Source organism: Streptomyces sp. NPDC051907 (assembly GCF_040681075.1).
Lineage (GTDB): Bacteria > Actinomycetota > Actinomycetes > Streptomycetales > Streptomycetaceae > Streptomyces.
In genome coordinates, this window is the sequence record NZ_JBFAYB010000097.1 from 22,012 (window position 1) to 33,149 (window position 11,138).

Here is an 11,138-nt window from a genome sequence, read left to right on the forward strand (position 1 = left end):
GCCCGTCCTCCCTCGGGGGAGGGGACGGGCGCCGTTTTCCATGCGCCCCCCGCCCCGCGCTCCCGTGGCCTGCCGCCTCGCGCCGGCGCCCGGCCCAGCCAGGCCCTCTTGCTCCCCGCCCCCGTCCTGCGCGAGGCAAACCCACGCGCAGGCCGGCCCCCGGGCCGCCGCCGCCGAAGTGGCCGGATAGCGCCGCCGGGCCTCGTGCGCACCCGCCGACTCGTTCGCGACTGCGCACAGCGCCACGACGGCGCCGGCGTGGGACGGGTCTCACTCCCGTGCGTACGACCCCTCAGATCCTGTGACTCCGCAGCCAGTTGACTGCCGCTCAGCGAGGGTCCCGCCGGGTCAGGCCGCCGTCTCGGTCTTCCTGCGGAGGTTCGCGTCGAGCGCCTCCAGGAATTGCTCCGTCGTCATCCACGGCTGGTCCCTGGAGATCAACAGCGCCAGGTCCTTCGTCATCTGGCCGCCCTCGACCGTCTCGACGCAGACCTTCTCCAGCGTCTCGGCGAACGCGACGACCTCGGGGGTGCCGTCCAGCTTGCCGCGGTGGGCCAGGCCTCGGGTCCAGGCGAAGATCGAGGCGATCGGGTTGGTCGAGGTCGCCCTGCCCTGCTGGTGCTGGCGGTAGTGGCGGGTGACCGTGCCATGGGCGGCCTCGGCCTCGATCGTGCGGCCGTCGGGGGACATCAGGACGGAGGTCATCAGGCCGAGGGAGCCGAAGCCCTGGGCGACGATGTCGGACTGGACGTCTCCGTCGTAGTTCTTGCAGGCCCAGACGTAGCCGCCCTCCCATTTGAGGGCGGCGGCGACCATGTCGTCGATGAGCCGGTGCTCGTACGTCAGCCCCTTCGCGTCGAACTCGGCCTTGAACTCGGCGTCGAAGACCTCCTGGAAGATGTCCTTGAAGCGGCCGTCGTACTTCTTCAGGATCGTGTTCTTCGTCGACATATAGACAGGGAAGTCGCGGGCGAGGCCGTAGCGGAACGAAGCGCGGGCGAAGTCGCGGATGGACTGGTCCAGGTTGTACATGGACAGGGCGACGCCGGGTCCTGGGAACTCGTAGACCTCGAGCTCGACGGGATCGGAGCCGTCCTTCGGCGTGAAGGTCATCGTGAGCGTGCCCTCGCCCGGGACCTTGAGGTCGGTGGCGCGGTACTGGTCGCCGAAGGCGTGGCGGCCGACGACGATGGGCTTCGTCCAGCCGGGGACGAGCCGGGGGACGTTCTCCATGATGATCGGCTCGCGGAAGATGACGCCGCCGAGGATGTTGCGGATGGTCCCGTTGGGCGAGCGGTACATCGCCTTGAGGTTGAACTCCTCGACGCGCGCCTCGTCCGGGGTGATCGTCGCGCACTTCACGCCGACGCCGTACTTCTTGATCGCCTGGGCGGCGTCGACGGTCACCTGGTCGCTGGTGGCGTCGCGGTGCTCGATGCCCAGATCGAAGTACTTCAGCTCGACGTCGAGGTACGGCAGGATCAACTTGTCCTTGATGAACTGCCAGATGATGCGGGTCATCTCGTCGCCGTCGAGCTCGACGACGGGGTTGGCTACCTGGATCTTGGGCATGTCCGGAACGTCCCTCTCGCACGGCGCCGACATATCTCGGCATCAAGATACTCGCCGTCGGGACGAATCAGCCGTTATCGGACAGTGAAGTGGACGGCGTCCTCCAGGAAGGGCACGTCGAGCCACGGCTCGGGCTGGGTGACCAGCGCGAGCAGCACGATCACAGCGCCGAGCAGGCCGTACGTGACCATGTCGGTGAAGCGCGACCGCACCGCGAGCATGCCCACGGAGGGCAGGACCCGCCGCATCACGGCGCCGCCGACGAGCGCGACGCCGACGAGGATCGTCCCCACCCGGAACGCGTCGGCGAAGGCGTCCATCCCCACGATGACCAGGCCGATCCCGGTGAGCCCGAGCACGGCGAGCAGGGGCCACTGCCGCGCGGGAGCGGGCGCGTCCCTGGGGGCGGCACGGCCGCCCCCCTCGGGGCGTGCCGTGTCCGTGGTGAGGGACGGGGGGCGCCGCGAGGCCGGCTTGGCGGCGGAGACGGGGTCGACGTCGGGGCGGTCGGCGTCGGGCGCGGTCTCCGCTGCGGTCTCGGTCTCGGGCGCGGCTTCGGGTGCGGTCTCCGATGCGGCGTCGGGCGCGTCCGGGCCCTCGGCCGGGGCGGAGCCGTTGACCGCGGGGATCGAGTCGGGCTCGCCGCCGGCCGCGCCGCCACCGGCATCCGTGACGGTGCCATCAGCCGTCGGCGCGGGCGGCTCCGAAGCGGCCTCGCCCTTCACAGCCGTACCCCCGTCGGCAGCCGTGGCAGCCGTACCGGCGTCGCCCGCCGCCGCAGCACCATCAGCCGTACCGGCGTCGCCCGCCGTACCGCCGTCGCCAGCCGCGGCAGCGGCCTTCGCAGCCGTGCCGCCCGCCTCGCGCGGGGCGTCGTTCGTTGGTGCGCCCACAGGGGAACCTCTTCTCGTCAGACCGCGGACGCGGCGGCCCGCTCCGCCGACTCGACCACGTTCACCAGGAGCTGCGCGCGGGTCATGGGGCCCACGCCGCCCGGGTTCGGGGCCACCCAGCCCGCCACCTCGGCCACGCCGGGGTGGACGTCGCCGACGATCTTGCCCTCCTCGTCGCGGCTGACGCCGACGTCGAGGACCGCCGCACCCGGCTTGACGTCCTCCGGCTTGATCAGGTGCGGAACGCCCGCCGCCGCCACGATGATGTCCGCCTGCCTCAGCTGCGCGGACAGGTCGCGCGTGCCGGTGTGGCACTGCGTCACGGTCGCGTTCTCGGACTTGCGGGTCAGCACCAGCGGCATCGGCCGCCCGATCGTGATGCCACGGCCCACGACCACCACGTGCGCGCCGTTGATCTCCACGTCGTGGTGGCGCAGCAGCTGGACGATGCCGTACGGGGTGCAGGGCAGCGGACCCGTCTCGTTCAGCACCAGCCGGCCCAGGCTCATCGGGTGCAGGCCGTCCGCGTCCTTCAACGGGTCCATCAGCTCGAGGACGCGGTTGGTGTCGATGCCCTTGGGCAGCGGGAGTTGCACGATGTACCCCGTGCACTCGGGGTTGTCGTTCAGCTCGCGTACGACGGCCTCGATCTCCTCCTGCGTCGCGGTGTCGGGCAGTTCGCGCTGAATCGATGCGATGCCGACCTGCGCGCAGTCGCGGTGCTTGCCGTTGACGTACCAACGGCTGCCCGGGTCGTCCCCGACGAGCAGGGTCCCCAGACCGGGGTGGACACCCCGCTCCTTGAGGGCCGCCACGCGGGCGGTCAGGTCGGACTTGATCGCGGCTGCGGTGGCCTTGCCATCGAGAATCTGGGCAGTCATGCACCCATCCTCGCGGATGGACCCTCCCCGGTTCCAATTCAGGGTCCGGAAGCCGTCCCCAGCAGCAGAACGACAGGTTGCACTTGCACAACACATACGTTCCCCGACTGGACAAAAAGTCGACTGTAATACCACGATGAGCCGCGCAGTGCCGCGGGCAGTGCCGGGGGGCAAACCACATTTCTCATGACGATCCTCCGCGCGGACCGCGTCGTCCCCGCATTTTCCAACGGAGGATTTCACGCCATGAGCTTCGGCGACCCGAACAACCCCTACGGCCAGCAGCAGGGCCAGCCGGGCTACGGCTACCCCCAGGGCCAGGCCCCGCAGGGCCAGCCCGGATACGGCTACCCGCAGGCCCCGCCGGTCCAACAGTACGGCGGCTACAACGGTCCGACCGAGATGCCGGGCGGCGTCAAGGCGGCCCGTGTGATGCTCTTCATCATCGCCGGCTTCCAGGTCATCGGTGCGATCTTCGCCGCCATGGCGGCCGTCGGCGTCAGCAAGGCCAAGGACGACCCGGCGCTCAAGGACGACGTGCAGTTCCAGCAGGTCGCCGACATGTCGGTCGGCGTCATCTGGCTGATCACCCTCCTCATCCTGGCCTGGGGCGTCCTCGCGCTCGTCCTCGGCGTCAAGTTCGGCAGCGGCGGCAACGGCATCCGCGTCACCGCGCTGGTCTTCGGCATCATCACCGCCGTGCTGGGCGTCTACCCGTTCGTCCTGGTCGGCCTCGTGCACACCGTGCTGGCCATCCTCATAGCCGTGTTCGTCGGCAAGTCCGACGGCGCGCAGTGGTTCAACCGCCCGCGCCACTGAGCCGGCGGCAGCACCAGCTGAACTGACGAAGGCCGTGAACCCGTCGACGGACGGGCTCACGGCCTTCGGCCGTTCCACCGGAGAGAACGCTCGCCCAACGCGAAGGCCGCGCCCGGAATTCGGGCGCGGCCTTCGAGCCGTAGGGGCCGTAGGAGCCGTAGGAGCCGTAGAGGAAAAGCAGGGGCCCTAGTGGAAGAAGTGGCGCGTGCCCGTGAAGTACATCGTCACGCCGGCCTTCTTCGCCGCCTCCACGACCTGCTCGTCGCGGACCGAGCCGCCCGGCTGCACGACCGCCTTGACGCCCGCCTCGAGAAGGATCTCCAGGCCGTCGGGGAAGGGGAAGAAGGCGTCGGACGCGGCGTACGCGCCGCGCGCCCGCTCCTCGCCCGCGCGCTCGACCGCCAGCTTCGCGGAGTCGACGCGGTTGACCTGGCCCATGCCGACGCCGACCGACGCCCCGTCCTTCGCGAGCAGGATCGCGTTGGACTTGACCGCCCGGCACGCCCGCCAGGCGAAGGCGAGCTCCTGGAGCTCGTCGGCGGACAGCGCGTCGCCGGTCGCGAGGGTCCAGTTCGCCGGGTCGTCGCCCTCCGCCTGGAAGAGGTCCAGGTGCTGGACGACCGCGCCGCAGGAGATCGGCTTGACGTCCTCGACCTGGGCGGGCACGCCCTCGACCTTCAGCACGCGGATGTTCTTCTTGCGGGCGAGCACCTCCACGGCCCCGTCCTCGTACGCCGGCGCCGCGATGACCTCGGTGAAGATGTCGGCGACCTGCTCGGCCATGGCCACGGTGACCGGGGCGTTGACGGCGATCACGCCGCCGAACGCGGAGAGCGGGTCGCAGGCGTGGGCCTTGCGGTGGGCCTCGGCGACGTCCGCGCCGACGGCGATGCCGCACGGGTTGGCGTGCTTGATGATCGCGACGCAGGGCCCGTCGTGGTCGTAGGCGGCGCGGCGCGCGGCCTCGGTGTCCACATAGTTGTTGAAGGACATCTCCTTGCCGTGCAGCTGCTCGGCGTTGGCGAGTCCGCCCGGGCGGCCGTCGCCGTAGAGCGCGGCGCTCTGGTGCGGGTTCTCGCCGTAGCGCAGGGTCGCCTTGCGCTCCAGGGTCAGGCCGAGGAACTCGGGGAGCTCGGCCTCCTCGTCGGCCGCGTAGGAATCGGTGAACCAGCTCGCGACGGCCACGTCGTACGCGGCGGTGTGCTGGAACGCCTCGGCCGCCAGCCGCTTGCGCGCGGCCAGGTCGAAGCCGCCCGCCTTGACGGCGGCGAGCACGTCGGCGTACCGCTTCGGGCTGGTCGCCACGGCCACGGACGGGTGGTTCTTGGCGGCGGCGCGGACCATGGACGGGCCGCCGATGTCGATCTGCTCGACGCACTCGTCGGGCGTCGCGCCGGAGCGGACCGTCTCCTTGAACGGGTACAGGTTCACGACCACCAGGCCGAAGGGCTCCACGCCCAGGTCGGCGAGCTGGCGCACATGGTCCTCGAGGCGCAGGTCGGCGAGGATCCCGGCGTGCACGCGCGGGTGCAGCGTCTTGACCCGGCCGTCGAGGCACTCGGGGAAGCCCGTCAGCTCCTCGACCTTGGTGACCGGCACCCCGGCGGCAGCGATCTTCGCGGCGGTGGAGCCGGTGGAGACGAGCTCGACGCCGGCCTCGTGGAGCCCGCGGGCGAGCTCCTCCAGCCCCGTCTTGTCGTAGACGCTGACCAGAGCGCGGCGGATGGGCTTAACGGTGTCCGTGTTCACCGACATGAACCTTTCGTCCCTCAATGCTGTAGCCGTTGCGGGCCAGGCGCCCCACGACGTCGACGAGCAGCTGTCGCTCGACTTCCTTGATCCGCTCATGGAGAGCGGCTTCATCGTCCTCGTCCCGCACCGCGACCACGCCCTGCGCGATGATCGGGCCGGTGTCGACGCCGTCGTCGACGAAGTGGACGGTGCATCCGGTGACCTTCGCGCCGTACGCGAGCGCGTCGCGCACTCCATGGGCACCGGGAAAGCTGGGGAGCAGGGCGGGGTGCGTGTTGACGAACCGCCCGCCGAACCGGGCCAGGAACTCCTTGCCCACGATCTTCATGAAACCGGCCGAGACGACCAGGTCGGGCTCGTACGCCGAGACGGCGTCGGCGAGCGCCGCGTCCCAGGCGTCGCGCGAGTCGTACTCCTTCACCTTGCACACGAAGGTGGGGAGTCCGGCGCGCTCGGCGCGCTCCAGACCGGCGATCTCGTCGCGGTCGGCGCCGACGGCGACGATCTCGGCGCCGTACTGCGGGTCCTCGCTGATGGCGTCGAGCAACGCCTGAAGATTGGTGCCGGATCCGGAGACCAGAACGACGAGGCGGGCGGCGGCCACGGAGACTCTTTTCGCGTTGCGATCGATCTTTGTGTGGTCGTACGAACGAATCGTGCCCCTCGATACGGGGAACTCTACGAAGGAGCCGACCGTCAGCAACGATACCGGCACACAGAACGGCCCCCACGGGACGGGGGCGCGGCCGGGAGGTAGCGTCTGGGGACAGGACCCGTCCTCAGACGGGCACGACGACACAAGACCCCATGTGCGACTGGGTCTGAGGGGAAGACGTTCACCAGATGCCGGACCGACGCCGCCGTACGGATTTCCTGTTGCCGCGGGAACGCCAGTCCACGGACGACAACAACCCCTTCGCGCCGCCGCCGGAGGGCAGGCCCGACCAGCCCTGGCAGCCTCGGCGCCCGGCGACCGACGACTCCTCCGGCTCCTCCGGCTCCGCAGGGCCCTCCGGCTCCTCCGACTCCCCCGGCGGCGACTCGTCGAACCCGACGCCCTCCGCTCCTCCCCGCCCGACCGCTCCGCCGTCCGACGGGTCCGGCTCGGGGTGGGGCAGCCAGTGGAGCAGCCGCCAGCCCGGCCGCTCCTCGGGCGGCTTCGGCAGCCGCCAGAGCGGTCAGAACGGCCAGAACAGTCAGAAGAGCCAGAAGGAGGGCGGCAGCCCCGGCGGGCTCCGCTGGGACCCGGCCGACCCGGCCCAGCGGCGGGCGCGGTACGCGCTGCTGTCGGGCATGTGGGCCTTCTTCTTCGCGCTGTTCGACCTCCCCGAGGTCGCCCTGCTGCTGGGCGCGCTCGCGATGTACTGGGCGATCAGCGCGCTGCGGGCGAAGCCGCGCAGGACCACGGCGGACGCGGTGACGTCGGCCGCGCCGCCGCCCCCGCCGGGCTCCGCCTCCCCGGGGAGACCGCAGATCACGGCGGCGGTGAGCGGCCTGGTGATGGCGAGCATCGCGCTGGTGATCGTGGCGGTGTCGTTCACGGCACAGCTGGTGTACCGGGACTTCTACACCTGCGTGGACGACTCGCTGACGAAGTCGGGGCAGCTCTCCTGCAACGAGCTGCTGCCCGATCCGCTGCGTGAGGTGATCGGGGTCAAGGAGTAGAGCGGTCAGGGGTCGCGGTCGCGGAGTCGCGGAGTCGCGATCAGGGGCCTGGGGCCGCGATCAGGGGCTTGGGGCGGGGCTGGAGGCGGGGGCGTCCGGCCCCGCCTTCGCTGTCTTCGGGCTCCGGTCCGAGGCCCGTGGGGGCCTCAGGCGGCGCGTGGAGTTGCCTGTGGAGTTGCCTGTGGACGTGGCGGGGGATTTGCCCGTGGACGGGCCTTTCGACGGGCCTTTCGACGGGCCGGGGGGCGGGTTTTTCGACGGGCCTGTCGCCGAGCCGCTGGACTGGCTGCTGGACTGGCCGGGGGACGGGTCGCTGGACTCGCGGGGCGATGGGGCTGGGGCCTTGGACGGGGACCCGGGCGCGAGCTTGACGGGGAGCCTGCCCCACGCGTGCACGATGAGCGCCGCGGGCAGACCCACGACCAGGCTCCACGCCAGCGCGCCCGCCCCCACTCGCCACCACACCGGGCCGAATGCTGACAATTCGCCCCTGCCGAGCGCCCCGCCCGCGAACGAGGCCAGGACCGCCGCCATGGCCGCGCAGCCCGCGGCGCCCAGCAGCGCCGTCAGCAGCGTCTCGCCCCAGCCGCGCGAGAACAGGCCCGCGAACCTCCCGATCACCAGCCCGGCGACCACGGGGACGGCCGCCGCCGCCCAGTGGACCCACCAGCCCCGCCCCTCCGCCGGGACCGCCGCGAGCAGCGGGAACGCGGGCAGCACCGGGGACCCGGCCAGCGCCAAGGGCGTCGCCGCCGCCCCCGTGCCCAGCGCGAACCCGGGCCCGAGACCGTACGCCGCCCCCCACACCGCCGCGTTCGGCAGCAGCGCGAGACTCAGCAGCACCACCGCGACCTGCCCCGACCACGCGCCCGCCAGGTGCAGGAACGACTCGTGCGCCGCCCGCCAGTGCCACGCCAGGGACGCCAGGAAGACCACGCCGCCGCCCGCCGTCAGGGCCACCACGCCCGCCACGGCCGCCCTCGCCGCCACCGCGGCCCGGGAGCGGCCGAGCTCTCTCCGCAGCCGCACCGGCACCCATGCCGGCAGCCGCCCCCACGGCCGCCCCGCCCCCGTCCACACGCCGGCCGCCGCCGAGACGACCGTCACCAGCGGCACATGGAACAGCGCGCTGAGCGGGTCGGCCGCCAGCGGGCCGCCCGCCGCGTAGAGCGCGATCGCCAGGCCGAGCGTCAGATATCCCCAGGTCACCGCCCACAACGCGGTCCCCGGCGACGGCACGGGACGCCCTTCCTCCGGCTCCAGCGCATCGCGCCCCGCCCGGTGCGCCAGCAGCACCGGCAGCGCCACGAACAGCAGCGGCGCCACGCCCATGGGCACCGGGGCGCCCGAGAGCGTGTCGGCGCGCACGAGCTCCGCGCCGTGGGCGAGCAGCCAGAGCCCCGCTGCCACGTGCAGCGCTCCGGCCGGGTCGCTGTCGGGGAACGGCGAGATGATCCACATCGCCATCACCAGGACGGTCAGCGCGCCGAGCGCGAGACCCGCCGCCGTCGCGCCGCGTACCGCGCCGGCAGCGAGCACCGCCCGCCGTCCCCCATGGAGGACGGGCTCGGAAAAGCCGTGATCGGTCGTCTGGGTCACGCAGCCATGCTGCCAACGACACGCGCTGTAGCCGCGTAACAGGCGAATGCCCGTTGTGTCGCTCAAGATACGCTTATGTACTTTTACGTCGAGTGCAGCGCTGCGGAGTACGTGTCATGACCGCCCAGAGCACCGCGTCCTCGGCCTCCATCGCCCTCCCCTCTCCGACGGAGCGGCGCAGGCTGCGCGAGGCGAAGTCGCTGAGCGAGGAGCAGATCGCGACGGCGGTCGGCGTCACGAAGGCGACGGTAAGAGCCTGGGAGACCGGCCGCACGAGCCCCCGCGGACGCAAGCGGCAGCTGTACGCGAAGCTGCTCGCCGGGTTCGAGGAGGAGCTGGCGGAGGCGGAGCCGACCGAGCTGGCGGAGGCCGATATGGCGGAGGCGGAGCCGGTGGAGACCGGCGCTGAGGCGGGGGTCGAGGCGGGGGCGGGGGCCGAGGCGGCCGCCTCGAAGCCTCTGGAGGAACCCGCGCAGGCGGCGAAGGCACGGGAACCCGAGGCGCGGGAGCCCGGAGAGCCGCCGACACAAGAGCGGGCACAGGGCCCGACACCCGACTCGACGCCGGACCGGACGGCGGACCCGACGGCGGACCGGACACCGGCCCCGAAGCCGGGCCCGAAGCCGGGGCAGCCGTCCGGGCAGCCGCACGCACCGGCGCACACCCCCGGCCGCCTCGCGCCGCCGGCCCGTGCCAAGCAGCCTCCCGCCAACACGCGCCCCAGGCCCGCCGTGAAGCGCGCCTCCAAGCCGCCCTCGGTCGCCCCGACTCCTGTCCTGGCCCCGGTTGCGGCGCCCCCTCAGCCCGCCTACGCGCCGGTCGTCGAAGCGGAACGGGACGCGCCGGAGCCACAGCCGTTCGACCTGACCCCGGAGGAGGCGTTCGACGCCCTCTACGCGCACGCCGCGCTCGGCCTCGTACGCCAGACCTACCTCCTCACCGGCCGCCGCCAGCTCTCCATCGAGGCCGTCGAGAAGTCCTTCCAGCTCGCCTGGGACCGCTGGCCCGAGGTCGCGGTCGACCGGGACCCGGTGGGCTGGGTGCGGGCCGCCGCGTACGAGTACGCGATGTCCCCCTGGCACCGGCTGCGGCGCTCCCAGGAGGAGCCCGAGGCCGCCGGGGTCGAAGGCGCCGTCGTGGAGACCGCCGTCGTGGAGACCGCCGCCGTCGAAGCCGCCGCGGTCGAGCCGAGCCATCGCGACGCGCTGCTCGACGCACTGCTGGAGCTGCCTCCGTCGTACCGCCGCACGCTGCTGCTCTACGACGGCCTGGGCCTCGATCTTCCCGAGACGGCGGCCGAGACCGAGGCGAGCACCCCGGCCGCCGCCAACCGCGTCCTGCACGCGCGCGAGGCGATCGCCGAGAGGCTGCCCGAGCTGTCGGCGCCGGAGGTGCTGCAGGACCGGCTCACCGCTCTCGCGAGCTCCCATCCGGTCGAGCATCTGACGCCCGCGCGCGAGGTGCGCACCGGCAGCGAGCGCCGCGCCCAGTTCTGGACCCGGGCCGCCATCGCGGTCACCGCGCTGATCATCGGGGCTACGGCGTGCACGCTGGCCACCTCGCCGACGCGGTACCACCCGCCGGTGGCGCCGGGCGAGCGGGTCAGCGGCGTACCCGCGCACGGCGGCCCGCCACAGCTGACCCCGCGGGACAAACAGCTGCGCAAAAAGCTCCTCTCCGAGCCCGCACCCGGCCCGGAACGCCTCGTCCCACAAATCCGCTGAACAAGCTGCGAGGCCCCAGTTTCAGCCCCGCCGGCGTTTGAGGCGCGGGGCCCGGGGCAGAGCCCCGCGGGCAGCCCGCACAGGGCATGTCACCGTCGCCCCCGTACGGCCTTCGGCCGTGTCCTCAATCGCCGGACGGGCTGGGTTTCCCGGGCTCGACCCGCACATCCAGCCCCGCCGGCGATTGAGGCGCAAACCAAGCCCCGCCGGCGTTTGAGGCGCGGGGTCCGTGG

General features: G+C 72.4%; 9 protein-coding genes. 3 read left to right on the forward strand and 6 right to left on the reverse strand.

What is annotated here, in order from left to right:
* Window positions 1–348 precede the first annotated feature (348 nt).
* The 3 genes from AB0M39_RS34050 to AB0M39_RS34060 form a co-directional block, all read right to left on the reverse strand.
* Window positions 349–1,572 (reverse strand): NADP-dependent isocitrate dehydrogenase, encoded by a 1,224-nt coding sequence (locus AB0M39_RS34050; protein ID WP_365370682.1) that lies wholly within the window; start codon window positions 1,570–1,572, stop codon window positions 349–351.
* Window positions 1,573–1,646: 74 nt separating this feature from the next.
* The gene (locus AB0M39_RS34055; RefSeq protein ID WP_365370684.1) at window positions 1,647–2,465 is read right to left on the reverse strand and encodes a DUF3017 domain-containing protein; all 819 of its coding nucleotides are present in this window, start codon (window positions 2,463–2,465) and stop codon (window positions 1,647–1,649) included.
* 17 nt (window positions 2,466–2,482) lie between these two features.
* Entirely contained in the window at window positions 2,483–3,346 is an 864-nt protein-coding gene (locus tag AB0M39_RS34060) for a bifunctional methylenetetrahydrofolate dehydrogenase/methenyltetrahydrofolate cyclohydrolase (protein WP_365370686.1), read from the reverse strand.
* 246 nt (window positions 3,347–3,592) lie between these two features.
* Between AB0M39_RS34060 and AB0M39_RS34065 the strand changes: the two genes are divergently transcribed.
* The gene (locus AB0M39_RS34065) at window positions 3,593–4,165 is read left to right on the forward strand and encodes a hypothetical protein (RefSeq protein WP_365370688.1); all 573 of its coding nucleotides are present in this window, start codon (window positions 3,593–3,595) and stop codon (window positions 4,163–4,165) included.
* Between the two features lie 186 nt (window positions 4,166–4,351).
* Here AB0M39_RS34065 and purH read toward each other — a convergent pair whose 3' ends face one another.
* Together purH and purN are read right to left on the reverse strand one after the other, a co-directional pair.
* The gene (purH, locus tag AB0M39_RS34070; protein ID WP_365370690.1) at window positions 4,352–5,920 is read right to left on the reverse strand and encodes a bifunctional phosphoribosylaminoimidazolecarboxamide formyltransferase/IMP cyclohydrolase; all 1,569 of its coding nucleotides are present in this window, start codon (window positions 5,918–5,920) and stop codon (window positions 4,352–4,354) included.
* Complete coding sequence (purN, locus tag AB0M39_RS34075; RefSeq protein ID WP_365370692.1) at window positions 5,895–6,521, reverse strand: phosphoribosylglycinamide formyltransferase; 627 nt, start codon at window positions 6,519–6,521, stop codon at window positions 5,895–5,897. Before purN ends, purH begins: the two co-directional genes overlap by 26 nt.
* A 239-nt stretch (window positions 6,522–6,760) precedes the next feature.
* Here purN and AB0M39_RS34080 point away from each other — a divergent pair, with 239 nt between their 5' ends.
* The gene (locus AB0M39_RS34080) at window positions 6,761–7,582 is read left to right on the forward strand and encodes a hypothetical protein (RefSeq protein ID WP_365370694.1); all 822 of its coding nucleotides are present in this window, start codon (window positions 6,761–6,763) and stop codon (window positions 7,580–7,582) included.
* Between the two features lie 60 nt (window positions 7,583–7,642).
* On the opposite strand, the gene AB0M39_RS34085 is transcribed toward AB0M39_RS34080, so the two are convergent.
* The gene (locus AB0M39_RS34085; protein ID WP_365370696.1) at window positions 7,643–9,181 is read right to left on the reverse strand and encodes a DUF6350 family protein; all 1,539 of its coding nucleotides are present in this window, start codon (window positions 9,179–9,181) and stop codon (window positions 7,643–7,645) included.
* 116 nt (window positions 9,182–9,297) lie between these two features.
* Here AB0M39_RS34085 and AB0M39_RS34090 point away from each other — a divergent pair, with 116 nt between their 5' ends.
* Window positions 9,298–10,905, forward strand: coding sequence for a sigma factor-like helix-turn-helix DNA-binding protein (locus AB0M39_RS34090; protein WP_365370698.1), 1,608 nt, complete (start codon window positions 9,298–9,300; stop codon window positions 10,903–10,905).
* The last annotated feature ends 233 nt before the right edge of the window (window positions 10,906–11,138 follow it).